Source organism: Phyllobacterium sp. (genome assembly GCF_037994425.1).
Taxonomy (GTDB): Bacteria; Pseudomonadota; Alphaproteobacteria; order Rhizobiales; family Rhizobiaceae; genus Phyllobacterium.
In genome coordinates this window covers 21247-45512 of sequence record NZ_JBBNAM010000227.1, presented here as the reverse complement: position 1 = coordinate 45512, position 24266 = coordinate 21247, and the positions used below count along the sequence as shown (strand labels likewise).

Below are 24266 nucleotides of genomic sequence, written 5' to 3'. Positions count from 1 at the left end.
GCTGCATCGAGCCGCGCAATTGCGCTTCAAGGGTTTCGAGTGTGCGGTTGAGGCTGTCGAGCGACGTCGCATCGCGGCGTGCGCGGTTCACATTGACCTGTTCCATTAAAGACCTTTGGTTTGTCATGGATGTCTGCTGCCCGAGTTGACGCGCCAGCCTTGTGGCGCTTCCAGATTCGACTGGGCGGAGAAAGGTGGATTCGGTCTGCCGAAAAGCGAATGCGCCGCAAGGACGATCATTCGGGCCAATTCGGAAAGCCGGGACCTTCGCCCCACACAGTCCGACAAGCCGTGAAAAACCAACCACACATAGACACGGATCACCGACACAATGACATTGGCGAAACGTGGTAAACAACTCGTTAAGATGAAGGCCCGAATGGTTAAAAATCTACGTGGCTAACGATGCTGCGGTCGCCGGAACGCGCCGAGTGGGGGATCGGACCCTATCAGGTCAAGTCTTGGCACTGCTTGTGAACTTCGGCAAACTTTGACGTTTACGGAAACGTCAAAGTTTGCTAGACAGAGGTGAAATCTGCCGGTACCGCGTTCGAGTACCGCTTCTGCTCGTTTAAGTTTTGGAGGGAACCTGATGCCGAGTTATCGCGCGCCTGTTGAAGATACGTTGTTTGTCCTGAACGACGTGTTGGGTTTTGAACGCTACAACAACCTTCCGGGGTTTGCCGACGTATCGCCGGATATACTTGCAGCGATCCTTGGCGAAGGCGCGAAACTTGCCGAGAACACGCTTTTCCCGGTGAACCAGGTTGGCGATCATGAAGGATGCGTGCGGCACGATGACGGCTCGGTCACAACGCCAAAAGGCTTCAAACAGGCCTTCGATGCCTATCGCGAGGGTGGTTGGGTTGGACTTGCCGTGCCGCAGGAATTCGGCGGGCAAGGGCTTCCCTATGCACTGCATGTCGCTGCGGGCGAATACATGGCGTCGGCCAACATGGCGCTGGTCATGTATCCTGGCCTCACTCAGGGCGCGATCGCCGCGATCCTCACACATGGAACGGACGAGCAGAAGCAGGCCTACCTTCCCAAGATGACGGATGGCGTCTGGACCGGTACGATGAACCTGACCGAACCACATTGCGGGACGGATCTCGGTCTCCTGCGTACTAAGGCCGTCCCAAATAGTGATGGTTCGTACAGGATTTCCGGACAGAAGATATTCATCTCCGCCGGCGAACACGACATGGCGGAGAACATTGTTCACTTGGTCCTCGCCCGTATCGAAGGTGCGCCAGAAGGCGTGAAGGGCATCTCGCTGTTCATCGTGCCGAAGTTCAACCTGGATGCGAACGGCAACCCGGGCGAGCGTAACGGTGTTTCCTGTGGTTCCATCGAAGAGAAGATGGGTATTCACGGCAACTCGACCTGCGTCATGAATTATGACGAAGCGATCGGGTACCTCCTTGGCGGCGAAAACAAGGGCCTGCGCGCCATGTTCACGATGATGAACGAGGCCAGGCTTGGCGTTGCGCTGCAGGGCCTGTCGATCGGTGAAGTGGCCTACCAGAACGCGGCGATCTACGCCCGCGACCGCATTCAAGGACGCGCGCTAGCCGGACCGAAGGAACCGGACAAGAAAGCCGACCCGATCATCGTCCACCCTGATATCCGCCGCATCCTTCTGACGATTAGGTCATTCAACGAAGCCGGACGTGCCTTCATTCTCTGGTCGGCGCTCAAGTCCGACGTTGCGCATCGCTCCGGCGACGAGGCCGAGAAGCAGCTTGCCGATGACATGCTCGGCCTGATGACCCCTGTCCTGAAAGGCGTGCTTACCGACAAGGGCTTCGAACATGCCTGCATGGCGCAGCAAGTCTTTGGCGGCCACGGCTATATCGAAGAACATGGCATGAGCCAGTATGTACGCGACGCGCGCATCGCCATGATCTACGAAGGGGCGAACGGCATCCAGGCCATGGACCTTGTGGGACGCAAGCTCGGCCTCAATGGCGGGCGTGCCGTCATGGCATTCTTCAAGGAAGTAGGTGACTTCTGCGAGGAAAATCGCAGCGATGAGAAGCTTTCCTTTTATACGAAGCATTTGAAGAAGGGTCTGAACGACCTTCAGGCCGCTTCCATGTGGCTGATGCAGAATGGCATGGCCAACCCAGACAATGCCGGCGCCGCCTCGACCGACTATATGCATCTATTCGGGCTCGTCAGTCTCGGCTACATGTGGGCCCGCATGGCGAAGGCGTCGCATGCGAAACTGGCGGAAGGCACCGAAAACAAAGCGTTCTTCGAGACCAAGTTGGTCACCGGCAAGTTCTTCATGGAGCGCGTCATGCCGGAAACCGCGGCGCATCTCGCCCGCATCCAGACGGGCGCAGACACGATGATGGCGCTGCCTGCCGAAGCATTCTAAGCTGCCAAGCAAGCGATATTCCGAGCCGCGTCCTCGCGGCTCCTGTAACCGAACTCGGGAGGTTAGTTATGGGTCTGCGACCGGAAGAAGTATTGGGTGTTCCGAAGCCTGCGTGGAAGACCGACGATGTCGTGATGCTGGAAGACATGGCCACGAAGTTCCTCGAGGCCGAGGTCCTGCCGCACTACGACCGTTTCGAGAAGCAGGAAATATTCGACCGTTCCGTGTGGGAACTCGCCGGCGAGAACGGATTGCTCTGCGCTTCAATGCCGGAGGAGTATGGCGGCGCCGGCGGCACCTACGCGCATGAAAGTGCAATTCTCGAGGCAATCAGCCATGTGGGCACCGACGGGTTTGGCATCGCCCTCCACAATTCCATCGTTGCTCCCTATATCCTCCATTATGGATCGGAAGAGCAGAAGCGGAAGTGGTTGCCGAAGATGGCGACCGGAGAGCTCATCGGCGCCATCGCCATGACTGAGCCAGGGGCGGGGTCCGACCTTCAGGGGGTCAAGACCAGCGCCAAGAAGGATGGCAACCACTACGTCATCAATGGATCGAAGACGTTCATTACCAATGGCCAGCTTGCCAACCTGATTATCGTCGTCACTAAGACCGATCCGTCGCAAGGCGCCAAGGGCACGTCACTTATCGTGGTCGAAACAGATGGTCAGGAGGGTTTCCAGCGCGGCCGCAATCTCGACAAGGTCGGCTTGAAGTCGAACGATACGTCAGAGCTTTTCTTCAACGATGTGCGCGTCCCGACCTCCAACCTTCTCGGAACCGAGGAGGGCCAGGGCTTCGTCCAGCTCATGCAGCAATTGCCGCAGGAACGCTTGCAGATCGGCGGCTCGGCAATTGCCATGGCCGAGCGGGCGATTGCGCTGACGATCGACTATGTGAAGGAGCGCAAAGCGTTCGGCAAGGCAGTGATGGATTTCCAGAACACACAGTTCAAGCTGGCGGAACTCAAGACGGAGGCCACGATCGGCCGCATATTCTACAATCACTGCGTTGAACGCCATGTGAATGGCGGGCTCGACCCGTTTACTGCGTCCATGGCCAAATATTGGCTGAGCGACCTGCAGAACAAGGTCGTGGACGAATGCCTGCAGCTGCATGGCGGCTATGGTTACATGAACGAATTCCCGATTGCCCGCATGTTCCGCGACGCACGCGTCCAGCGGATTTATGGCGGCACCAATGAAATCATGAAGCTTTTGATCGCCCGCAGCCTATGAGCCGCGGGTTCGAACAGGGAGAATGAAATGACTGAGGCATACATCTACGACCACGTGCGCACTCCGCGCGGCAGAGGCAAGAAGGATGGCAGCTTGCACGAAGTGCCTGCCGTCCGTCTTGGCGCCCACGTTCTTGAGGCGCTGCGGGACCGCAACGGCCTCGACACGGGTCTGGTCGATGACATCATTTATGGTTGCGTCGATCCGGTCGGCGAAGCGGGCGCGGTCATCCCGCGCTCCTCGGCTTTCGAAGCAGGCTACGATTTCAAGGCCCCCGGCATGCAGATATCGCGCTTTTGCGCCTCCGGTCTCGATGCGGTGAACTTCGGCGCCGCGAAGATTGCTCAAGGTGCAGACGATATTGTCATCGCGGGCGGCGTCGAATCCATGTCGCGTGTCGGCATGGGCATGTCGGGCGGCGCCTGGTACATGGACCCGTCGGTTGGGCTTCCGGGCTATTTCATGCCCCAGGGCGTTTCCGCAGACTTGATTGCCACCAAATACGGCTTCAGCCGGGATGATGTCGACGCCTATGCCGTCGAGAGCCAGAAGCGTGCCGGTGAGGCCTGGAAGAACGGCTATTTCAAGAATTCGGTGCTCGAGATCAAGGATCTGAACGGGCTGACCATACTCGACCATGACGAGCACATGCGTCCGTCGACGGACATGCAGGCCCTTGCTGCGCTCAACCCTTCCTTCGTCATGCCGGGTGAGATGGGCGGGTTCAATGCGGTGGGCATTCAGGCGCATCCCGAAGTTGAGACCATCAATCACGTGCATCATGCCGGCAATTCCTCCGGAATCGTCGATGGCGCGGCCGGCGTCCTCCTCGGCTCGAAAAGCGCCGGCAAGACGCTTGGCCGCAAGCCGCGCGCCCGTATCCGCGCCTTTGCCAATATCGGTTCCGATCCTGCATTGATGCTGACCGGACCGGTTGACGTGACGCAAAAGCTTCTGAAGCGGGCCAAGATGAAGATCTCGGATATCAACCTCTTCGAACTCAATGAAGCCTTCGCCGCGGTCGTGCTGCGCTACATGCAGGCGTTCGATATTCCGCGCGACAAAATCAACGTCAACGGCGGCGCGATCGCCATGGGCCACCCGCTCGGCGCGACCGGCGCAATGATTCTCGGCACGGTTCTCGACGAACTGGAGCGCCGCGATCTCAACGTTGCGCTCGTGACCCTGTGCATCGGTGCGGGCATGGGCACCGCAACCATTATCGAACGCGTCTGAGGGAGAACGGACTTATGAGCTATACGAACTTCAAATTCGACGTCGACGCGGACGGCATCGCACTTGTCACCTGGGACATGCCCGGCAAGTCGATGAATATTTTCACCGAAGAGGTGATGAAGGAACTCGATCAGATCGTGGATCGCGTGACCAAAGACGAGGCTATCAAGGGTGCCGTCATTGCGTCCGGCAAGGACACCTTCTCCGGCGGCGCCGATCTCACCATGCTCAAGCGCATGTTCCAGATGTTCCAGGCCGAAAAGGCCAGAGACCCCAAGAAGGCGGTAGAACTGCTTTTCGAAAACACTGGCAAGATGGGCGGGCTGTTCCGTAAGCTTGAAACCTGTGGCAAGCCTTGGGTGTCGGCGATCAACGGCACCTGCATGGGTGGCGCTTTCGAAATGTCACTTGCCTGCCATGGACGCGTCGTATCCGACGATCCGTCGGTCAAGATGGCCCTGCCGGAAGTCAAGGTCGGAATTTTCCCGGGCGCTGGCGGCACGCAGCGTGTCCCGCGGCTGACCAACCAGCAGGACGCCCTGCAGATGATGACAACGGGCACCAGCCTGAACGCTTCACGCGCCAAGGCCATGGGATTGGTGCATGAGATCGTTCCGGCCAAGAAGCTTGTTGAGGCGGCCAAGAAGATGATCAAGGCCGGCCTGAAGCCGGTTCAGCCCTGGGACGAAAAAGGGTTCAAGCTTCCGGGCGGCGCGATTTATTCACCCGCTGGCGCCAATCTCTGGCCTGCGGCGACCGCGATCCTTCGCCGCGAGACCTACGGCAATTATCCTGGCGCAGCCTCGATCCTCAAGGCCGTCTACGAGGGACTGCTCGTCCCGTTCGACACCGCTCTGAAGATCGAGCAGCGTTATTTCACCAAGATCCTGCAGACGACGGAAGCCGGCATGATGATCCGGTCGCTGTTCGTCTCGTTGCAGGAACTGAACAAGGGTGCGCGGCGCCCGGCCGAAGTGAAGCCCACCAAGTTCAAGAAGATCGGCGTCGTCGGTGCCGGCTTCATGGGTGCTGGCATTGCCTATGTAACCGCAAAGTCCGGCATTCCAGTGGTCCTCCTCGACCAGAGCCTTGAGACCGCGGAAAAGGGCAAGGCCCATTCGGCGGAGTTGATCAGCAAGGAGATGCAGAGGGGCAAAGCGACGGCCGAGGACAAGGAGAGACTGCTTGGCCTCATCACGCCGTCTTCCGATTATGCCGATCTTGAGGGTGCCGACCTCGTCATCGAGGCGGTGTTCGAAGATCGGGAAGTCAAGCGCGTCGTCACCGAGAAGGCGGAGGCTGTCCTGAAGCCTGCCGCCGTTTTCGCCTCGAATACCTCGACGCTGCCGATCACCGGGCTCGCCAAGGTATCGCAGCGACCGAAGAATTTCGTCGGTATCCATTTCTTCTCGCCGGTCGACAAGATGATGCTGGTCGAAGTTATTCTCGGCAAGAAGACCTCCGAAAAGGCGCTTGCGGTGGCACTCGATTACGTTCGTGCGATCAAGAAGACGCCCATCGTGGTTAACGACACCCGTGGCTTCTATGTTAATCGTTGTGTCCTGCGCTACATGGCGGAGGCCTATAATATGCTCATCGAGGGCGTGCCGCCGGCGATGATCGAGAACGTAGCTCGCATGGCCGGCATGCCGGTCGGACCGCTGGCGCTCAACGATGAAACGGCGATCGATCTGTCACAGAAGATCCTGAAGGCGACGCTCGCCGATCTGGGTCCGAAGGCCATCGATCCCCGCCATGTCGAATTGGTCAACACTTTGGTCGACAAGTATGACCGTCGCGGTCGCAAGAATGGCAAGGGCTTCTACGATTATCCGGCGAAGCCCGCCAAGAAGCAGTTGTGGCCGGAGCTGAAGACGCTCTATCCGCAGCAGGATCCGGACAAGATTGATGTCGAGGTACTGAAGCAACGTTTCCTCTTCGCGATCGCGCTGGAGGCTGCCCGCGTCATGGAAGAGGGCATCGTCACCGACCCGCGTGAAGCCGATGTCGGATCTATCCTCGCTTTTGGGTTCGCTCCCTACACCGGCGGTACGCTGTCATACATCGACGGAATGGGCGTCGCACAGTTCGTCGATATCGCCAAGGGATTGCAGCGCAAATACGGCGCACAGTTCAAGGCGCCAAAGCTCCTCCTCGATATGGCCGAAAAGGGCGAGACCTTTTATGAAAGGTTCAATCCCTACCCGGTCGAGGAGAAAAAGCAGGCTGCTTGATGAACCCCTGGGACTCGTAAGAAAAGTGGGCACGTCGTGCCCACTTTTCTTTGGATAATAAGAAAGTTTTCCGTAATTCCCCTCGACTTTTCCAAAATTCCTTCTTAAAACACTTGCGAAGGTATTTTTTCCTTTTATCCGAGCTGAAACATGTTCTCACATGACCGCATCTGGGCGGCCATAGACGCATTGGCAGAACGCCATTCCCTTTCCGTTTCAGGATTGGCGAAGCGGGCTGGACTCGATCCAACGACATTCAACAAATCAAAGCGCTTCGCGGTTGATGGACGGGCCCGCTGGCCCTCGACCGAATCCCTTGCAAAGATCATGGAAGCCACCGGGGCCTCGCTCGACGAGTTCATGATGCTGGTAGTCGGTAAGGCCACGCGCGCAGGCGGCACTGCGCTCCGTTCGATCCCGCTGCTCGGCTTCGCGCAGGCCGGTGCCGGTGGCTTTTTCGACGATGGCGGCTTTCCTGTGGGACAGGGATGGGACGTTGTCGAGTTTCCCGTGGGCTCCGGCGATTCCGTCTATGCGCTGGAAGTATCGGGTGACTCGATGCTGCCGCTTTATCGGGACGGCGATACCATCATCGTCGCGCCTGGTGCTGCGGTCCGGCGCGGCGATCGTGTCGTCGTGCGCACCAAGGACGGCGAAGTCATGGCAAAGATTCTCGCTCGGCAGACCCCGCGCACCATCGAACTGCAATCGATGAATCCGGAACATCCCAATCGCACCTTTGACGCGGTTCATATCGATTGGATCGCCAGGATCCTGTGGGCAAGCCAGTAGGACTCATCCGCATGCGTAAGTTGCCGCTTTATGTCCTTACGGTTCTGGTCGCCATCGCACTTATCTACGCCTTCATTGCACCTTTTAACGGCGCGCTAGAGCCCCCGGCTGCGACTGGTGATGAGCCAACGGTAACGACCGAGAATTTCGAACTGCCCGAGGAAATGCAGAATGGGCAAAACGATACGGCCAGCAATGCGCCGGACGAACCCAAGGCAGCGCCTAAGGCTGCGCGCACGGTCAAGCCGGATCTGATGTCGCCATCGATCGGTGAAGCAACGCCTTTGCAACGGGTCGCGCCGCGCCAACCCTTGAGCGAACTCGGCCAGGCATCGCCGCCTAAACCACCAGCACCGCCGGAAGCGCCAACGCCGCTCCCGCCACCACCACCGCCCGTCCCAGTCGACGATACGGCCAAGCCAACCTTGCTCTACCGCCCCATCGCGATCGCGGCCGGTTCCCTCGAGGTCTCAGGCTATCGCATTGCGCTTGATGGCATCGAACAGGTAAATCCGGTCGAGACGTGCACGACTGATGGCGTTACATGGCCGTGCGGCATGGCGGCCCGTACCGCATTTCGCAACTGGTTGCGCCAGCGCGCCGTCGAGTGTGACGTGCCGGGTCAACCGACAGAAGCGGTCATTGCGACGCAATGCAGGCTCGGTGGTACTGATCTCGCCCAGTGGCTCGTCGAGAATGGCTGGGCCCGTGCCAAGGACGGCTCACCGCGGGTGGAGACGATGAAGAAGGCGGAGGAGGCAAAGCTCGGCATATTCGGCAGTCCACCGCCCGCGCTGCCGACTACGCAGGAACTGCCAGTGCCGGCGTTCATAGATAATGTACCATCCGAAGAACTGACGCCGGCTCCAGCGCCGCTACCTCCGCCCGTCCCGGATGCACCATTCCCGCCGCGGCCCCAGTAAGGGCATACTCTTGCGGTCACCTTTCGGCTGCGTGGTGAGGAGCGATACAGGCTACCATGCCAGCCACCATCACCCCTCGTGACAAACAGCCTCGATATTGTGTCCATCAGGATCGCGAACGAAGGCACCATAATAGTTAGGATGGTAGTGCGGGCGCAGGCCGGGTGCGCCATTGTCGGTACCGCCGGCCGCAATTCCGGCCTTGTAGAAGGCGTCGACGATGTCCCGGCTGCCCACACGGAAAGCAACGTGGATCGATGGCTTGTTGGGACCGCCGCTGGCGATCCAGAAATCCGGTTTGCCGCCTTCACCGAAGCCTGCAACGTCGGCGCTTCCGGTCACCGAAGCCGGAAATTCCAGGATCAGGTCATAGTTGATGGAGGCAAGCGCCTGGCGATAGAACGCCTTGCTCTTTTCGAAATCGCTGACTGAAACGCCGGTGTGATCAAGCATCGAAGCCTCCCTCTGGTTTCATCCCAAACTAGGATAGTTCGCCGGCCAGGGCTTTTGCAATGAGGGCCTGCGTCTCCGCAATACCGTAGAGTGCCACGAAAGAGCCAAAGCGCGGGCCGCGCTCCTGGCCGATCAGCACCTCGTAGAGCATCTGGAAGAATGAAATGGAAACACCCGGGCCGCCTTCCGGGCTCTTCTTCGTATGATCCTGATACCGCTCGATACTGCGGGCCACATCGAGAATGGCATTCTGGATATCGTTGCCGTCGGCATCGCTGGGAAGGATTGCGAGCTTCTTTTCCATCGCCTCGAGTGCAACGCGTTCCACCTCGTCCGGTGCGCGGAACTTCTTGGTCGGCCTGACGAAATCGTTGAAGTAGCGGATCGCGTAACCGACCAGCGCGTCGAGTTCCGGATTGTTTTCGGGCGTCACATCCTTTGCATGGCGCCAAATGAACCCCCAGAGAACGCTGCTGTTCTCGGCATTGGAGGCGCTGACAAGGTTTAGGAGGAGCGCGAAGGGGACGGGCATTTCCACGGCTGGGGGATTGCCATCGTGGAGGTGCCAGACGGGGTTGTTCAACCGGTCTTTCCAGGACTGGCGTCCATAGGCCGAAAGATAGGTGAAGTATTCGTCGACCGCCTTGGGGATGACGTCGAAATAGAGCCGCTTTGCCGTGCGCGGCTTCTGGAACATGTAGAGGCCAAGACTTTCGGTTGGCGCGTATGTCAACCACTCGTCGATGCTGAGGCCATTGCCCTTCGACTTCGAAATTTTCTGGCCGACCTCATCGAGGAACAGTTCATAGACGAAGTGCTCAGGAGCAAGACCGCCCAATATCTCGCAGATGCGGTCGTAGATGATCGCATTTGTCTGGTGGTCCTTGCCAAACATCTCGAAATCAACGCCGAGCGCCGCCCAGCGCATGCCGAAGTCGGGCTTCCACTGCAATTTGACGTTGCCGCCGGTCACGGGCAGCGTGGTCTCGACACCATTCTCGTCATCAAAGGTGATAGTGCCGTTCGTCGCGTCGATCTTCTTCATCGGCACGTAGAGCACTCGGCCGCTCGTCGGCGAAATCGGCAAGAACGGACTGTAGGTTGCCTGGCGCTCCTCACCGAGCGTCGGCAACATGACCTTCATGATGTCGTCGTAGCGCTCGGCGGCGCGCAGCAGGACCTCATCGAAGCGGCCGGACTTGTAGTATTCAGTTGCGCTCGCGAACTCGTACTCGAATCCGAATGTATCGAGGAATCGGCACAGCATGACATTGTTGTGGTCGGCGAAACTCTTGTAGTCGCCACCGAACGGGTTGGGTACCGCGGAAAGCGGCTTGTGCAGGTGCGGCGTGAGGAATGAAGCATCCGGCACATTGTCGGGGATCTTGCGCATGCCATCCATGTCGTCGGAAAAGCACAGCAGCTTCGTCTTGACCTTATCGCCGGTCAAAACCCGGAAAGCGTGACGCACCATCGATGTGCGCGCCACCTCACCGAAGGTGCCGATATGCGGCAGGCCGGACGGCCCATAACCCGTCTCAAACAGCACTGTTTCAGGAAAGTCGGACTTCGCGTAGCGTTTGATGATCTTCTGCGCCTCTTCGAAGGGCCATGCTTTGGCCTCCGCTGCCGCCGCGATCAACTCGGGGGTCAGTTCGATTTCGGTGTTTGGGCGCGAGGTCATTCGTTCTTCCTGTTTATCCTGCGATTTGTTGAAACGCTCTACGGCCACGGGTCGCTCGCGTCAATTGCGCTGGCGGCGCACAGGCGCATTCGCCAATGATTTTGGGCATAACAGATTAATAGAAGTCCACGGGGAAATAGCGCAAATAAAGTTCGGATGTGATGCCTTTCTCCTCGATGGCCTTCAGAGCGAAGTCGAATGCATCGACGAGCTTGCTGTTTTCGAGCGTCGTCGCGATCATCATGCCGTCCCCCAAAAATTGCGGCGCAATATAGGGGCCTCCAACAAAGGCGCAACAACTCTTCGCCTCCGGGCTGCCGATCCAGAAGGACAGGTCAGACCCGTCCCCGAACACGACATCAATCTTCTTTTCCTGCAAATCCTTGAACATGAGTTCGCGTGTCGGAAAACCCACCCAATGAGCGTTCGGAAAATAGTCGGCAAAGATTGCCTGATGGACCGAACCCGCAATCACGCCGACGGTCTTCTCGCTGACCGTTTTTGCAAGAGGTTCCGGGAATGTGGTTTCCTTCAATGCCATGAACCGGGCAGGCAGGCGTATATAGGGGGCCGTAAAGGCAAACTTCTCTCGCAGCGCCGCCGTTGGTTTCAGCCCGGCGATGATCGCTTCGGCTTCGCCGCTCTCAAGCGTCGGCTCCAATTCGTTCCAGGGACGTGCCTCAATCTGGCAGATCGCCGTTACGCCGAGCTCGTTGCAGATAGCCCGCGCAAGATCGACGTTGAAACCCGAGATACGCCCGGTGGCATCCACGAAATTGAACGGCGGATAGTCGACCGTGGTTACGAAGCGAATGCGCTCGACGGTTGAAAGGTCGGGCTTCGCAACATGCTCCCGCCCGTCCCAATAATGTGGAAAGTCGGATCCGTTCGCCAAACCTGGCAGTGCTGCAACGATAAAAGCGGCAATAAGCGAAGCGACGATCCGGAAATGCATGGGATACCATGATGTGAGTGATTTGCTCCAACCTAACACGAGCGCAACATTTGCGACAGTGCAGATGGAGCCATGGGCTCTAAACGCGGTGCTCGTTATTCTTGACTTTGCAAGTTAATTAGCATGGTATAGAAAAGTAACAATGCAAGTTATACTACCATAAGTGTATTTTATTTCGTAAATTTCAATCTGAAATTGAAAGATTTAGTCATGGTATTATTGAGTGCATTCCGAATACTCCGACGAATATGGAATTTCATCGCTGCTTGTTCTGCCGTTGTGTAGGACAATCAGCACATGTGCGAAAGTGAAGCTGCGCTCGCTGCCCGCCTCTGTCAGACGGGAATGTCGAAAGATGCCATCGTATCCGCTTTCCGCGCGTCCATTTGCAACGGTACATCGCTCATCGACGAGCTCGCGGCATCAGGCGCCACGGATGAGGCGATTGCCCGCGCCATTGCTGCCGAACTGGGATTGGCGTTTGCGTCTCTGCCAGAGGGAGCGACGATCGTTGCAAGTTCGGCAGCCTACCTCGCGGGCCCCAGCCACACGCGCCAGCTGACGGTCGTGACCACCGAGCGCGAACTCCTTTATTTCCTGGCGCCAACCATGGCAAATGTTAGCGAGTTGAAAAAAATAATGTCACGCAATCCCGACGCGAAATCAGGGCTAAGGATAACGACGCTCCCCCAACTCCTCGACTATATCCGTTCATACCACGGGTCCGAGCTTATGGAGAATTGCGTGCACAGGATCGACGGCATGGAGCCGGAGCGAAGCTCTCGTGTTGTCCTCAGTGGAAATCAGGGCATGGTTGTAGGGGCTGCGGCCAGCTTCATCCTGCTTGGACTAACCTTCCACCTTCATGAACTTTGGAGAGCCTATCACTTTGCTTCTTTGATGTTCTTTTTTGCGTGTATCGTGCTTCGGTTCATGGCGATGTTAAGGGCAAAGTACCCCAGCCCAAAATCCATACACGTCCCCCAACGACGATCGACCTATCCGTTCTATAGTGTGATGATCGCACTCTACAAGGAGGCGGCGGTCGTGCCCCAGCTGACTCTCGCTATGCAAAAGCTCAATTGGCCAAGATCAAGGCTCGAAGTGCTTTTTCTCTGCGAGGCTGACGACGCGGAAACTTTAAAGGCATTCGAGAAACAGTCGCTTCCGCATGGCTTCAAAGTGGTCCCTGTACCGAATATCGGTCCCCGCACCAAACCGAAGGCACTCAATTATGGACTGCAATTGTCAAGGGGCGAATTTATCGTGGTTTACGATGCGGAGGATCGTCCGCATCCGGACCAGTTGATTGAAGCATGGCAGCGGTTTGAGGTATCCGAGAGCAAGCTTGCATGCCTCCAGGCGCCGCTCGTTGTCTCGAATGCCAGCGCCTGCCTGCTATCGCGCCTTTTCGCATTCGAGTACGCAGTCCATTTCGCAGGCATGCTCCCCTGGCTCGCCGGCCACCGCTTCATTCTGCCCCTTGGTGGAAGCTCCAATCATTTCCGGCGTGCATGCCTCGACGCGGCGGGTGGCTGGGATCCGTTCAACGTCACGGAAGATGCAGAACTCGGGGCACGGCTCGCGCGCTGCGGGTACGACGTGGGCGTCATATCGCGACCGACATTAGAGGATGCTCCGACATGCGTTGACCCCTGGCTGCGCCAAAGAACACGATGGATAAAAGGCTGGGTACACACCTGGCTTGTCGAGATGCGCAATCCGGCCGCGTTCCTGCGTGACGTGGGCGTGCGACGGTTCATTTATTCCAGACCCTTGTGATGGGAATTGTCGTCTCGTCCTTGGTGTACCCGTTCATGTTGCTCTGGATCGGGTTTGGCGTCGGCCATGTCATCTTGGGCCAGACTGTCAGCGTGAATTATCCATTGCTGGCGATCGATTGCATAAATGTCGTATTGGGCTTTCTCTCCTTTCACGGGCTCGGTAGAAGCACCGCTGCGGGGAGAGAAATCGCGGCGCCCGTGCTTCGCTGGCTGCCGATTTACTGGCTCCTTATCGCCGCTGCGGCATGGCGCGCGCTATGGCAACTGCACTCGGCTCCATTCCTTTGGGAGAAAACGCCGCATAGTCCCGCAGAAGGGTTACCGTCGACTGCGGCGCTCCAGGCCGACGGTCGCGTTCACAGGAATTCGTGGCCGGAGCCGATGATAAGCGCATCCTCATTGCCGATCACGTCAAGGTCTCGCCCCTTGTAGGGCAAGCTCAGGAGAATTCGCCGGATGACGGCTATGCGTGCACGCCGCTTGTCGTTGGCCCTGACAATTGTCCACGGCGCGTAGGCCGTGTGGGTGCGAGCCAGCATTTCGTCGCGCGCCTTGGTATAGTCATCCCACCGTTTTGCACCTTCTATATCGATGGGCGAGAACTTCCAGTTCTTCAGCGGGCTGTGCCTGCGGTCATGAAACCGCTTCAACTGCATGAGCTGACCGAGATCGAGCCAGAACTTGAAGAAGTGAATGCCGTCCGCCACAACAAGGCGTTCAAATCCCGGTACTTCTTCCAGAAAGGATTCATGTTGTTCGGGCGTGCAAAATCCAAGCACCTTCTCGACGCCCGCCCTGTTGTACCAGGAGCGATCGAACGTGACGAACTCGCCGGTTGTCGGGAAATGCGAGACATATCGTTGGAAGTACCATTGCCCTCGCTCGGTCTCGCTCGGTTTTGGCAAGGCGACGTTGCGGGCGGTGCGCGGATTCATGTATTGGCGGAGCGTGAAGATCGTACCGCCCTTGCCGGCAGCATCACGCCCCTCAAACAGGCATACGACACGATTGCCGGTGTCCTGGAGCCAGTACTGCATCTTGACGAGCTCAATCTGCAGCTGGTCGACCGTCTTGGCATATTCATCGCTGGGCAGTTTGTCGCGATAAGGATAGCCCCCTGATGCGAGATCGCCATCATCGATCCAGTCCGGCAGCTTGGGGTCGTCGATGTTGAAAGTGCGTTTCTTGCCGTTGATCTTGAGTTTGAGTGTTGTGTCGCCCGATACAGGTTTGTCGGTATTCTTTTTCGAATCTTTACCCACAGCAATCGTCCTCAATTGACACAATGGCATGTTATTGAGAGAGCGTTGTATCGTCCAGAGCCAAAAAAAGGACGCCGGGCCAGGAGTTTAGTGCATGAGCATTTTGGGGCAGGAGGGCCGTACGTTTCGTCAGAAGGCTGTGGAGCGGGTAATCCAGGCGCGCTTCGTGTTGGGCGCTGCCGCGTTCGTTACAGCCCTCGTCCTCAGTACCCAGGCGTCGTGGTGGCTCAGCTTTGCCATTCTCATGCTCGTTCTTCTTGCCGTCGTCGCCCTTTCGGCGACGTTGCCGCGAAGCGATGTTCCGGCCGCTTCTCCCGCCAGCGACGCCGCAATTTTCCGCCTCTCGGGTCAGCAACTTGCCGCCCAGCTGCCGGATCCGCTCATCATTTTCGACCATGGAGGCACGATCCTTTACGTCAATCCCATTGCCAACGGCGCTTTCGGACCCATGTCGCGCGGCGGTGCCTTGCTCCTGCATTTCCGTGCACCTGAGTTGCAGACGTTGGTCCAATCCGTCATTGCGGATGGTGTGGCGCGATCGGTGGATTATGCGGAACGTGTCCCGGTAGAGCGGTGGTATCGCGCCACCGTTCTCCTTCTTGACCAGATCGGCGGCAAGGACCGCCAGTATCTTCTTTCATTCAGGGATCAGACTGAGGCCCATCGGTTGGAACGGATGCGCAGCGACTTCATCGCCAACGCAAGCCATGAGCTGCGCACACCGCTTGCCTCGCTGACGGGATTCATCGAGACTTTGCGCGGGCCGGCCCGCAATGACGAGGCAGCGCGCGAAAACTTCCTTGAGATCATGCAAAAGCAGGCCGAGCGTATGGCGCGTCTCATCGATGATCTGCTGTCGCTGTCCCGTATCGAAATGAAGGCACATATAGCGGTCAAGGACCAGATTGACCTGACGACGGTGATCAATCATGTGGTGGATTCTCTGCGACCGCTCGCAGATGATCTTGGCGTCGAAATTGAACGCAAGATCGATCCGGAGCCCGTCATCGTGTTGGGCGACAGGGATGAACTGACGCAGGTTTTCCAGAACCTCGTCGAAAACGCCCTGAAATATGGCCAGTCGGGCAAGCGGATCATCGTCGAACTCAAGCGGAGCGATGAAGGTATCAAGGCGATGGTCCAGGATTTCGGTCCCGGTATCCCTGACGAGCATATTCCGCGGCTCACTGAACGCTTCTATCGCATCAACCTGGAAACCAGTAGGGCCCAGAAGGGCACCGGCCTCGGACTTGCGATCGTCAAGCACATCCTTACGCGGCACCGCGCGCGCCTTGTGGTTCGCTCGCGCGTTGGCGAGGGCTCGACGTTCACCGTCGTCTTCGGTCCACAGAAAGCCTGAGACAAACAAAAGGGGCGCCCAAAGGCGCCCCAGTCAGAAGGAGCTGGAAAAAGAAGATCAGCGGATGCGCCTGCGATCAGAGGCCGGCTGATAGGCAAGGCGGGAGTGGTAACCGCAATAGGGGCCGGACTCGCCGACATCATTGCCGCAGAAATTGAAATCTGGCTGCAGCGGGTCACCCACCGGCCATTTGCATGTGCGCTCGTTAAGCTGCACGAGCTCGAGCCGACGCGAAATCGGAACAACGACATCCGTCACCGTTTTCATGACCGGAACGAGTTCAGTACTGTATTCGGTTTGCAGGGCGGTAGCGCCGATGCTGCGGTTGACGACGCGGGCCGACACATGACCCGGCGAACCGCCACTGCGCGAGCCACCGGATGAGCCTGTATTGATCTTTTTGCTACGTGTCTGGGTGGACGTCGTCTTGCCGCGCCCCGACAGTTTCAACCGGTGCACCTTGCCGATGACCGCATTGCGGCTGACACCGCCCAGCTGTGCAGCGATCTGGCTTGCACTCAGACCTTCGGCCCAAAGTTTTTTCAGCTGTTCTACGCGCTCATCTGTCCAGTTCATCGTTTCCTAGCTCCATATGGGGCTTGTTTGTGCAGACTCCGGACTGAATCCTTCCTCGCATCTGGATTGCTCCAGATTGGCTCGATACCATATCTATTCAGATGACGAGGACGCCGTACGAAATCTAGCAATTTCGATTACCAAGTTACAATATGCGATGACTCTGTGACAAGAGTCGGGCGCTGATAGCTGGGTCGCTTTTTTGGGTTTTCCCCAACTTGCGCGACCGACTGTTGCAGAAATGACGAATTGCAGAGTCGCTCGCGAACGTGCCGCGTGATACTCGCCAAAGTTGTAGAGAATGGAATGGTCCGTTTTGCTCCTGCCAGCGACAATTGCGTTTCGAAGTGTTCATTTGACAATTGGGGTTCGAATGACGATATTATCGGCGTATGGCCGCCCCCAAAATGGCATTGTGGGGCGGCTTTTTGATTTCAACACTGCCGTTTCTTATTTGTAATCAGCAGGTTCGGCAAACTGGGTATTGGAGGCCCGAAACGATATGACGGACGCAAACGCGCAACCGCTTTACGACACTTTTGCTCGTGCGGATCTGCGCTTTGAGCGAGGCGAGGGCGTTTGGCTCGTGACAGAGTCCGGCGAGCGCTACCTCGACTTTGCGGCCGGCATCGCGGTCAACTCGCTCGGCCACTCACATCCACATCTGGTTGAGACTCTGAAGAGCCAGGCAGAGAAGTTGTGGCACGTCTCCAATATTTACGAGATCCCGGGCCAGCGCCGTCTCGGTCAGCGGCTTGTCGACAACACATTTGCTGACAAAGTGTTCTTTACCAATTCAGGCGCCGAAGCGCTCGAATGCGCGATCAAGACCGCCCGCCGTTACCACTATGTCAACGGCCATCCCGAACGGTTCCGGATCGTCACCTTTGAGGGTGCCTTTCACGGACGGACTTTGGCGACGATCGCAGCTGGCGGGCAAGAAAAATATCTTGAGGGTTTCGGACCCAAGGTCGAAGGCTTCGATCAGGTGCCGTTCGGCGACGAAAAGGCGCTAAAGGCCGCCATCGGACCTGAAACCGCTGCCATTTTGATCGAGCCGATCCAGGGCGAGGGCGGCGTGCGTCCGGTTCCGGACGAAGATTTGCGCGCCTTGCGCAAACTCTGCGACGACGAGGGAATATTACTGGTCCTCGATGAGGTGCAGACCGGCGTTGGCAGAACTGGCAAGCTTTTCGCCCATGAGTGGTCGGGCGTCAGGCCAGACATCATGGCGGTTGCCAAGGGAATAGGCGGCGGCTTTCCGCTCGGTGCCTGCCTCGCGACCGCTGAAGCCGCAAAAGGCATGACTGCCGGCGTGCACGGAACGACCTATGGCGGTAATCCACTCGCCATGGCTGTTGGTAATGCCGTTTTAGATGTCATCCTTGCGGAAGGCTTCCTCGAACACGTGCAGAAGATTGCCCTGCAGATGAAGCAGGGCCTTGCTTCGATAGTCGATCGTTACCCGGACGTGATTGCCGAAGTGCGTGGACGCGGACTTTTGATAGGGTTGAAGAGCGTCGTGCCCAACACGACGCTGGTGCAGGCATTGCGCGACGAGCATCTTCTGACGGTTGGTGCTGGCGACAATGTCATACGCCTGCTTCCACCACTGGTTGCATCGGAAGAAGAGGCGCGCGAGGCTCTGACGCGGATCGAAACCGCCGCCGAACGCCTTTCCGTTGCAGCCAGGCTGAAGAGTGCATGAGGGAGCCAGCCATGACAATTAAGCAGGACCTCCGCCATTTTACGGACCTTTCAGCGCTTTCCTCAGGCGATCTGCGTACGATCCTTGACGATGCACGTGAGCGCAAAACCCGGCTGAAAGCCGGCAATATCGAAAAGCCATTTGCCGGCAAAGTATTGGCGATGATTTTCGACAAGCCCTCGACCAGAACACGTGTGTCATTTGATGTCGGCATGCGCCAGCTCGGCGGCGAGACCATCATGCTGACCGGTTCGGAAATGCAGCTTGGCCGCAGCGAAACCATTGCCGATACGGCAAAGGTGCTGTCACGTTATGTCGATATCATCATGATGCGCACGACCACGCATGACCGGCTGACCGAAATGGCGCAGAATGCAACTGTCCCCGTCATCAATGCCCTTACCGACGACACGCATCCATGTCAGATCATGGCGGATATCATGACGTTCGAAGAGCATCGCGGTCCCGTTCGGGGTAAGACTTTCGCTTGGACGGGCGATGGCAACAACGTATTGCATTCTCTCGTCGAGGCGGCCGCGCGATTTGATTTCAATCTCAACATCGCGACACCTGATGGCAGCGAACCGAGCAGCAAATATCTCGACTGGGCTCGCGGCGCCGGCGGCAAGATCAAGCTGACCACCGATCCCGTCGCCGCTGTCAAACATGCCGACTGCATCGTTACCGACACCTGGGTATCGATGGGACAGGAAGGCCGCGCTCGCGGCCACAACGTCTTTATGCCCTACCAGGTCAACGATGCATTGATGCAGCATGCCAATCCGGACGCGCTGTTCATGCACTGCCTGCCCGCGCACCGCGGTGAAGAGGTAACCGACTCCGTCATCGATGGACCGCATTCTGTGGTCTTCGATGAGGCGGAGAACCGGTTGCACGCTCAGAAGGCAATTCTCGCATGGTGTCTCGAAGGAGGACGTTCCAGTGTCTGATACCGGAGTTCGCACTGACGAATACATCTTTGCTGGCGACGATGCCGTTGTGCCGTTCCAGGTCGCAGACCTTGATGCACGCGGTCGCGCGGTGCAATTGGGAGCGACCCTCGACGAGATCCTCAATCGTCACGACTATCCGGAGCCGGTCGCTAAGCTTCTGGCCGAAGCTATCGTTTTGACCGTGTTGTTGGGCACGTCCCTGAAATTCGACGGCAAGTTCATCTTTCAGTCGCAGTCGGATGGTCCGGTTGATATGCTGGTCGTCGACTTCCGCACGCCGAATTCCGTGCGCGCCTATGCGCGTTACGATGAGGAGCGCCTGGCGGAAGCGATCGCCGAACGTCGGACCTCCCAGGAAGAGTTGATCGGCAGCGGCACGCTTGCACTGACGGTGGACCAAGGCGAATACACGCAGCGCTACCAGGGCATCGTTGCACTTGACGGCTCCAATCTGGAAGAAATTGCCAAGACCTATTTCCGCCAGTCTGAGCAGATTCCGACCGATGTGCGGCTGTCGGTCGCCAAACTGGTCGAGCGCGGCGCCGATGGAAAGCCGGTGGAACAATGGCGCGCCGGTGGGCTCATCGTTCAATTCCTTCCGGAATCGGAACTGCGCATGCGCCAGCGCGATCTGCCCGCAGGCGACACACCAGACGAGGAAGACGATGCGTTCGTAGAGGACGACGATTGGGCCGAGATCAAGGCGCTCGTTGCGACGATTGAAAGCTCGGAGCTGACCGATCCGCAGGTTGGAGCAGAACGGCTGCTCTATCGGCTTTTCCACGAGCGGGGTGTCCGCGTTTTCGATGCAGTCCGGGTGAATGATGATTGTTCTTGCTCGCGCGAGAAGATCGCCGCCGTCCTGTCAGGCTTCACAGCCGAAGAGATCGAGGACAGTATCGAAGAAGGCAAGATCAGCGTCACCTGCGAGTTCTGCTCGACGCACTACGAGTTTGATCCAGGCGAGTTCCTGCCGAAGAATTGATCCGTACAAGTCTGCCATCAGACCCGCATCGACGCCGTCATTTCATGGACGACGGTAACGGCTATCAGGACGATGACAAAGGCGCCGATGATCAGCCACAAGGGCCAGGTTTTCGGCGACTTTTTCGCGAAGAGGCCGACGACCAGACCAGGGACCAGGACAAGCGCGAGCAATCGGCTTGCGGCATCGGATGCGCTTTTGAAACTCGGCAGGGTATAGCCGAGGAAATAGGCGCCGATCGCAAGTACAAAGGCGATTGCAGAGCAGGTGAGCGCCTTCACATAGGGCGATTGTGTCCGTTCGGTCTCGGCCATCAGTTCAATGTCCGCAATTGATCGGGAAGGTCGAGCGAGAAGGCAGGGATGTCGATGTCGAAGCGCTCGCCCGTGGTGGTCTGCATTGAGTAGCGACCGACCATCACTCCCGACGTCGTCGTGAGCGGACAGCCCGAAGAATATTGGAAGGAATCGCCCGGATCGAGAATGGGCTGCTCGCCGATGACGCCGGGCCCGCGCACCTCCTCCACATGGCCATTGCCATCGGTTATTTTCCAGTATCGGGCGCGCAACTGCACGGTCAGGTCCGATTCATTGGCGATGGTAATCCGGTAGCCCCATACATAGCGATTTTCATCCGGATTGGATTGCTCCTCCAGATAGAATGGCTCGACAGTCACTTCGATATCGCGCGTTGTGGCCTTGTACATACCTGCTCTCGATTTATGTCCCTGATATCGCGACTCAAGACCAATGCGTCAACCATTACTGGCCGTGGATTGAACTAAAACCTTCGTGAGTTTCGATTCTCTTGTTAGGATGGTGAGGCAAAAGGAGCCGGTGATGCTGACCCTGGAGGCCTTCGCTGATTTGGCGCGTTCTTTCCCCGAAAGCACGCAAGGCAGCCATTTCGGCACCACCGATTTTCGCGTGAATGGCAAAATCTTCGCTACGCTGCGCCCGGACAAGCAGCGCGGCGTTCTCATGCTGACGCGCGGGGATCAGGCAATGATCCGTGAAACGTCTGCAGAAATGTTTGAGCCGGTGCCGGGCGGCTGGGGCGAGAAAGGCGCGACCTTCGTCATTCTTGCCACTGCCGAACCCGAGATGGTGCGTCATGCCATAGCCATGGCGTGGCGCAAAGCCGCGCCGAAATCGGTTTCGGCGCGGCACCAGTTTTGAAGGTAGTCTCTAGCGGGACGCGTTGAGCGCCGCATCAAGATCGTCGATCAGGTCATTGACGTCCTCGAGGCCGACGGAAAGGCGCAGCAGGCCATCGGAGATGCCGAGTTCGGCGCGTGCATCGTCGGTGAGGTTCTTGTGCGTTGTCGTGGTCGGATGGGTGATCAGGCTCTTTGAATCGCCGAGATTGTTGGAGATCTGGATGATTTCCAGCGCATTTTCGACGTTGAACGTCGCCTTCTTGCCACCCTTGACCTCGAACGCGATAAGGGTCGATCCACCCGTCATCTGCTTCGCGACGATATCGGCCTGCGGATGGTCGGCACGACCGGGATAAAGCACCTTCGATACGGCCGAATGCCCGGCAAGGAAGTCGGCGATCTTCGCGGCATTGTCGGTCTGCTGGCGCACCCGTACTGCAAGCGTTTCGAGGCCCTTGAGCATCACCCATGAATTGAATGGGCTGAGGCCCGGGCCGGTGTGGCGGAAATATTCATGCAGGTTTTCGTCGACCCACTGCTTGTCGGAGAGGATCATGCCGCCAAGACAGCGACCGTGCCCGTCGATATGTTTGGTCGTCGAGTAGATGACAATGTGGGCGCCGAGTTCGAGCGGCTTCTGGAAGAGCGGTGTTGCAAAGACGTTGTCGACGATCAGCTTGGCGCCCACGGAATTCGCGACCCTTGCGACTGCTGCAATATCGATGACTTCAAGCGTCGGATTGGTCGGGCTTTCGAGGAACATTACTTTGGTGTTCGGGCGGACCGCACTTTCCCAGTTCTCGATCTTCGAGCCGTCGATGAGGGTGAAGTCCACGCCATAGCGGGGCAGCAGCGTCTCGATGATATAGCGACAGGAGCCGAACATTGCCCGCGCGGCAAGCACGTGGTCGCCCGCTCTGACCTGGCAAAGGATCGCGGCCGCGACCGCGGCCATGCCCGAAGCCGTAGCGCGCGCGTCTTCGGCGCCCTCGAGCGCGCACATGCGCTTTTCGAACATGTCGGTCGTAGGATTGGCATAGCGCGAATAGATAAACCCGGGTTCTTCGCCTTTGAACCTGGCTTCGGCAGCCTCGGCGGTGGGATAGACGAAGCCCTGCGTGAGGAACAGCGCCTCGGAGGTTTCGCCGAAACCGGAACGCAGGCTACCTGCATGGACGAGCTGTGTCGCGGGATGCAATTTACGGGTCGTGGTCTTGGTCATCGTTTTCTCAATCTGCCAGAATCTGGCCAATAAAAAACCGGCCTTGCGGGCATCGCAAAAAGGCCGGACGAGACCGGGCCTCTTTTAGCAAATTATTTAACGTGGCTGCAAGCCGGCCGGCCAAATCACCACGGGATAAAATTGCTTTAATCCTCTTGGCCGCTTGCGTCAATCGGGTGAGACGCTAAAGCTTTTGTCTCTTTGTATGGGTGGTCGACATGATGAGACGAGAAGCGGGCATACTGGCCGATAGCGGCATCAGGGCACTGTATCAGGCGGGGGCGCTCAAGACGGAGCGCGAATTTGACGTCGACCAGATCCAGCCTGCGAGCCTCGATCTGCGGCTCGGCAACCGCGCTTACCGCGTCCGCGCCAGTTTCATGCCGGGCCCCGGTACCCCCGTCATCGACAAGCTCGACCGCCTGAAACTGCATGAAATTGATTTGACTGAGGGAGCGGTGCTTGAGACTGGCTGCGTCTACATCGTGCCGCTACTCGAAAGCCTAAGCCTGCCATCTGAAGTGTCGGCATCCGCCAACCCGAAGAGTTCGACGGGGCGGCTCGATATCTTCACACGGGTCATCGTTGACGCGGCACAGGAGTTCGACAAGGTTCCAGCAGGCTATCAGGGCCCGCTCTATCTTGAAGTCAGTCCGCGGACGTTCCCGATCGTTGCCCGCACCGGCTCTCGCCTGTCGCAGATACGCTTCAGGGTCGGGCGTGCTCAACTGGAGGAAGCGGAGCTCAGCTTGCTCCATGCGGCCGAAACGCTCGTTGCCTCCGATACGCCGAATATCTCCGGTGGAGGGATTGCGCTCTCGATCGACCTCACGGGCGACAAGAATGGCCTCGTCGGCTATCGCGGCAAGCATCACACCAGTGTCGTTGATGTCGACAGACGCGGCGTCCACGATCTCTTCGATTTCTGGGAACCGATCCATGATCGCGGCGCGCGCGAACTCGTGCTTGATCCTGACGAGTTCTACATCCTCGTCTCGCGCGAGGCAGTCCACGTGCCGCCGCTATATGCAGCCGAGATGACGCCGTTCGACCCGCTCGTCGGCGAATTCCGGGTGCACTATGCGGGTTTCTTCGATCCAGGCTTCGGCCACACGGGCGCGGGCGGGACCGGCAGCCGGGCAGTGCTCGAGGTGCGCAGCCACGAGGTGCCGTTCATCCTCGAGCACGGACAGATCGTCGGACGCCTGATTTACGAACACATGCTGGAGCGGCCGAAGGCGCTTTACGGCACCGATCTCGGCTCGAATTATCAGGCGCAAGGCCTGAAGCTCTCCAAGCATTTCAGGTGATGCCGACAGCAGTTCACTGCCCCTTGACAAATGCCGCTGTCGG

The 24266-nt window shown here is 58.1% G+C and carries 21 protein-coding genes and 1 riboswitch; of the genes, 13 read left to right on the top strand and 8 right to left on the bottom strand.

Annotated elements, in window-relative coordinates; all coding sequences use genetic code 11:
- Nucleotides 1-592: 592 nt before the first annotated feature.
- From AAAB35_RS16030 to AAAB35_RS16005, 6 genes are all read left to right on the top strand, one after another.
- Nucleotides 593-2386: an acyl-CoA dehydrogenase C-terminal domain-containing protein gene (locus AAAB35_RS16030; protein ID WP_340669290.1), complete on the top strand. Its 1794-nt coding sequence runs from the start codon at nucleotides 593-595 to the stop codon at nucleotides 2384-2386.
- 68 nt (nucleotides 2387-2454) lie between these two features.
- Nucleotides 2455-3627, top strand: a complete 1173-nt coding sequence (locus AAAB35_RS16025) for an acyl-CoA dehydrogenase family protein (protein ID WP_340669288.1) — start codon at nucleotides 2455-2457, stop codon at nucleotides 3625-3627.
- A gap of 27 nt (nucleotides 3628-3654) precedes the next feature.
- Nucleotides 3655-4863, top strand: coding sequence for an acetyl-CoA C-acetyltransferase (locus AAAB35_RS16020; RefSeq protein ID WP_340669286.1), 1209 nt, complete (start codon nucleotides 3655-3657; stop codon nucleotides 4861-4863).
- A gap of 14 nt (nucleotides 4864-4877) precedes the next feature.
- Nucleotides 4878-7097 (top strand): 3-hydroxyacyl-CoA dehydrogenase NAD-binding domain-containing protein, encoded by a 2220-nt coding sequence (locus AAAB35_RS16015; protein ID WP_340669285.1) that lies wholly within the window; start codon nucleotides 4878-4880, stop codon nucleotides 7095-7097.
- 150 nt (nucleotides 7098-7247) lie between these two features.
- Complete coding sequence (locus AAAB35_RS16010) at nucleotides 7248-7889, top strand: helix-turn-helix transcriptional regulator (protein WP_340669284.1); 642 nt, start codon at nucleotides 7248-7250, stop codon at nucleotides 7887-7889.
- Between the two features lie 11 nt (nucleotides 7890-7900).
- The gene (locus tag AAAB35_RS16005) at nucleotides 7901-8812 is read left to right on the top strand and encodes a thermonuclease family protein (protein ID WP_340669283.1); all 912 of its coding nucleotides are present in this window, start codon (nucleotides 7901-7903) and stop codon (nucleotides 8810-8812) included.
- Nucleotides 8813-8881: 69 nt separating this feature from the next.
- Here the strand turns inward: AAAB35_RS16005 and AAAB35_RS16000 are convergent, their stop codons facing one another.
- The 3 genes from AAAB35_RS16000 to AAAB35_RS15990 all read right to left on the bottom strand — a co-directional run bounded on the left by AAAB35_RS16000 (nucleotide 8882) and on the right by AAAB35_RS15990 (nucleotide 11904).
- Nucleotides 8882-9265 (bottom strand): VOC family protein, encoded by a 384-nt coding sequence (locus AAAB35_RS16000; RefSeq protein WP_340669282.1) that lies wholly within the window; start codon nucleotides 9263-9265, stop codon nucleotides 8882-8884.
- A 28-nt stretch (nucleotides 9266-9293) separates the two neighbouring features.
- The gene (locus tag AAAB35_RS15995; RefSeq protein ID WP_340669281.1) at nucleotides 9294-10949 is read right to left on the bottom strand and encodes a lysine--tRNA ligase; all 1656 of its coding nucleotides are present in this window, start codon (nucleotides 10947-10949) and stop codon (nucleotides 9294-9296) included.
- Nucleotides 10950-11064: 115 nt separating this feature from the next.
- Nucleotides 11065-11904 carry a transporter substrate-binding domain-containing protein gene (locus tag AAAB35_RS15990; protein ID WP_340669280.1) on the bottom strand — a complete coding sequence of 280 codons (840 nt, stop codon included), beginning with the start codon at nucleotides 11902-11904 and terminating at the stop codon, nucleotides 11065-11067.
- A 297-nt stretch (nucleotides 11905-12201) separates the two neighbouring features.
- Here AAAB35_RS15990 and AAAB35_RS15985 point away from each other — a divergent pair, with 297 nt between their 5' ends.
- Nucleotides 12202-13686, top strand: coding sequence for a glycosyltransferase (locus AAAB35_RS15985; protein ID WP_340669279.1), 1485 nt, complete (start codon nucleotides 12202-12204; stop codon nucleotides 13684-13686).
- Nucleotides 13687-14044: 358 nt separating this feature from the next.
- Here AAAB35_RS15985 and ppk2 read toward each other — a convergent pair whose 3' ends face one another.
- Nucleotides 14045-14980: a polyphosphate kinase 2 gene (ppk2, locus tag AAAB35_RS15980; protein ID WP_340669278.1), complete on the bottom strand. Its 936-nt coding sequence runs from the start codon at nucleotides 14978-14980 to the stop codon at nucleotides 14045-14047.
- Between the two features lie 64 nt (nucleotides 14981-15044).
- Between ppk2 and phoR the strand changes: the two genes are divergently transcribed.
- A complete protein-coding gene (gene phoR, locus AAAB35_RS15975; protein WP_340669277.1) occupies nucleotides 15045-16310 on the top strand; it encodes a phosphate regulon sensor histidine kinase PhoR in 1266 nt (421 codons plus the stop codon).
- A gap of 57 nt (nucleotides 16311-16367) precedes the next feature.
- On the opposite strand, the gene AAAB35_RS15970 is transcribed toward phoR, so the two are convergent.
- Nucleotides 16368-16886 (bottom strand): GcrA family cell cycle regulator, encoded by a 519-nt coding sequence (locus AAAB35_RS15970; RefSeq protein ID WP_340669276.1) that lies wholly within the window; start codon nucleotides 16884-16886, stop codon nucleotides 16368-16370.
- Between the two features lie 502 nt (nucleotides 16887-17388).
- On the opposite strand from AAAB35_RS15970, the gene AAAB35_RS15965 reads away from it, so the two are divergent.
- The 3 genes from AAAB35_RS15965 to AAAB35_RS15955 are packed head-to-tail and all read left to right on the top strand — an operon-like array spanning nucleotide 17389 to nucleotide 20532.
- Nucleotides 17389-18594: an aspartate aminotransferase family protein gene (locus AAAB35_RS15965; RefSeq protein WP_340669275.1), complete on the top strand. Its 1206-nt coding sequence runs from the start codon at nucleotides 17389-17391 to the stop codon at nucleotides 18592-18594.
- Nucleotides 18595-18605: 11 nt separating this feature from the next.
- Nucleotides 18606-19544, top strand: coding sequence for an ornithine carbamoyltransferase (gene argF / locus AAAB35_RS15960; protein ID WP_340669274.1), 939 nt, complete (start codon nucleotides 18606-18608; stop codon nucleotides 19542-19544).
- Nucleotides 19468-20532 carry an Hsp33 family molecular chaperone gene (locus AAAB35_RS15955; protein ID WP_340669273.1) on the top strand — a complete coding sequence of 355 codons (1065 nt, stop codon included), beginning with the start codon at nucleotides 19468-19470 and terminating at the stop codon, nucleotides 20530-20532. The genes argF and AAAB35_RS15955 overlap by 77 nt, the downstream gene beginning before the upstream one ends.
- 17 nt (nucleotides 20533-20549) lie before the next feature.
- Here AAAB35_RS15955 and AAAB35_RS15950 read toward each other — a convergent pair whose 3' ends face one another.
- Entirely contained in the window at nucleotides 20550-20846 is a 297-nt protein-coding gene (locus tag AAAB35_RS15950; protein ID WP_340669272.1) for a hypothetical protein, read from the bottom strand.
- Nucleotides 20846-21238, bottom strand: a complete 393-nt coding sequence (gene apaG, locus AAAB35_RS15945; RefSeq protein ID WP_340669270.1) for a Co2+/Mg2+ efflux protein ApaG — start codon at nucleotides 21236-21238, stop codon at nucleotides 20846-20848. Before apaG ends, AAAB35_RS15950 begins: the two co-directional genes overlap by 1 nt.
- A gap of 133 nt (nucleotides 21239-21371) precedes the next feature.
- On the opposite strand from apaG, the gene AAAB35_RS15940 reads away from it, so the two are divergent.
- Nucleotides 21372-21710 carry an MmcQ/YjbR family DNA-binding protein gene (locus tag AAAB35_RS15940; RefSeq protein WP_340669269.1) on the top strand — a complete coding sequence of 113 codons (339 nt, stop codon included), beginning with the start codon at nucleotides 21372-21374 and terminating at the stop codon, nucleotides 21708-21710.
- Nucleotides 21711-21719: 9 nt separating this feature from the next.
- Here AAAB35_RS15940 and AAAB35_RS15935 read toward each other — a convergent pair whose 3' ends face one another.
- Nucleotides 21720-22913 carry an O-succinylhomoserine sulfhydrylase gene (locus AAAB35_RS15935; RefSeq protein WP_340669268.1) on the bottom strand — a complete coding sequence of 398 codons (1194 nt, stop codon included), beginning with the start codon at nucleotides 22911-22913 and terminating at the stop codon, nucleotides 21720-21722.
- A 62-nt stretch (nucleotides 22914-22975) separates the two neighbouring features.
- Nucleotides 22976-23055, bottom strand: a riboswitch (SAM riboswitch).
- Nucleotides 23056-23131: 76 nt separating this feature from the next.
- On the opposite strand from AAAB35_RS15935, the gene AAAB35_RS15930 reads away from it, so the two are divergent.
- The gene (locus tag AAAB35_RS15930) at nucleotides 23132-24223 is read left to right on the top strand and encodes a 2'-deoxycytidine 5'-triphosphate deaminase (protein WP_340669267.1); all 1092 of its coding nucleotides are present in this window, start codon (nucleotides 23132-23134) and stop codon (nucleotides 24221-24223) included.
- Nucleotides 24224-24266 lie beyond the last annotated feature (43 nt).

Bases quoted from the DNA above. Each gene is read 5' to 3' on its own strand.
- AAAB35_RS16005 (WP_340669283.1), top strand. From the start codon at position 7,901: ATGCGTAAGTTGCCGCTTTATGTCCTTACGGTTCTGGTCGCCATCGCA.
- AAAB35_RS16010 (WP_340669284.1), top strand. From the start codon at position 7,248: ATGTTCTCACATGACCGCATCTGGGCGGCCATAGACGCATTGGCAGAA.
- argF (WP_340669274.1), top strand. From the start codon at position 18,606: ATGACAATTAAGCAGGACCTCCGCCATTTTACGGACCTTTCAGCGCTT.
- AAAB35_RS16020 (WP_340669286.1), top strand. From the start codon at position 3,655: ATGACTGAGGCATACATCTACGACCACGTGCGCACTCCGCGCGGCAGA.
- AAAB35_RS15950 (WP_340669272.1), bottom strand. From the start codon at position 20,846: ATGGCCGAGACCGAACGGACACAATCGCCCTATGTGAAGGCGCTCACC.
- AAAB35_RS16000 (WP_340669282.1), bottom strand. From the start codon at position 9,265: ATGCTTGATCACACCGGCGTTTCAGTCAGCGATTTCGAAAAGAGCAAG.
- AAAB35_RS15995 (WP_340669281.1), bottom strand. From the start codon at position 10,949: ATGACCTCGCGCCCAAACACCGAAATCGAACTGACCCCCGAGTTGATC.
- AAAB35_RS15955 (WP_340669273.1), top strand. From the start codon at position 19,468: ATGAGGCGGAGAACCGGTTGCACGCTCAGAAGGCAATTCTCGCATGGT.
- AAAB35_RS15965 (WP_340669275.1), top strand. From the start codon at position 17,389: ATGACGGACGCAAACGCGCAACCGCTTTACGACACTTTTGCTCGTGCG.
- AAAB35_RS15970 (WP_340669276.1), bottom strand. From the start codon at position 16,886: ATGAACTGGACAGATGAGCGCGTAGAACAGCTGAAAAAACTTTGGGCC.
- ppk2 (WP_340669278.1), bottom strand. From the start codon at position 14,980: ATGCCATTGTGTCAATTGAGGACGATTGCTGTGGGTAAAGATTCGAAA.
- AAAB35_RS16015 (WP_340669285.1), top strand. From the start codon at position 4,878: ATGAGCTATACGAACTTCAAATTCGACGTCGACGCGGACGGCATCGCA.
- AAAB35_RS16030 (WP_340669290.1), top strand. From the start codon at position 593: ATGCCGAGTTATCGCGCGCCTGTTGAAGATACGTTGTTTGTCCTGAAC.
- AAAB35_RS15940 (WP_340669269.1), top strand. From the start codon at position 21,372: ATGCTGACCCTGGAGGCCTTCGCTGATTTGGCGCGTTCTTTCCCCGAA.
- AAAB35_RS15985 (WP_340669279.1), top strand. From the start codon at position 12,202: ATGTGCGAAAGTGAAGCTGCGCTCGCTGCCCGCCTCTGTCAGACGGGA.
- AAAB35_RS15930 (WP_340669267.1), top strand. From the start codon at position 23,132: ATGATGAGACGAGAAGCGGGCATACTGGCCGATAGCGGCATCAGGGCA.
- AAAB35_RS15990 (WP_340669280.1), bottom strand. From the start codon at position 11,904: ATGCATTTCCGGATCGTCGCTTCGCTTATTGCCGCTTTTATCGTTGCA.
- apaG (WP_340669270.1), bottom strand. From the start codon at position 21,238: ATGTACAAGGCCACAACGCGCGATATCGAAGTGACTGTCGAGCCATTC.
- phoR (WP_340669277.1), top strand. From the start codon at position 15,045: ATGAGCATTTTGGGGCAGGAGGGCCGTACGTTTCGTCAGAAGGCTGTG.
- AAAB35_RS16025 (WP_340669288.1), top strand. From the start codon at position 2,455: ATGGGTCTGCGACCGGAAGAAGTATTGGGTGTTCCGAAGCCTGCGTGG.
- AAAB35_RS15935 (WP_340669268.1), bottom strand. From the start codon at position 22,913: ATGACCAAGACCACGACCCGTAAATTGCATCCCGCGACACAGCTCGTC.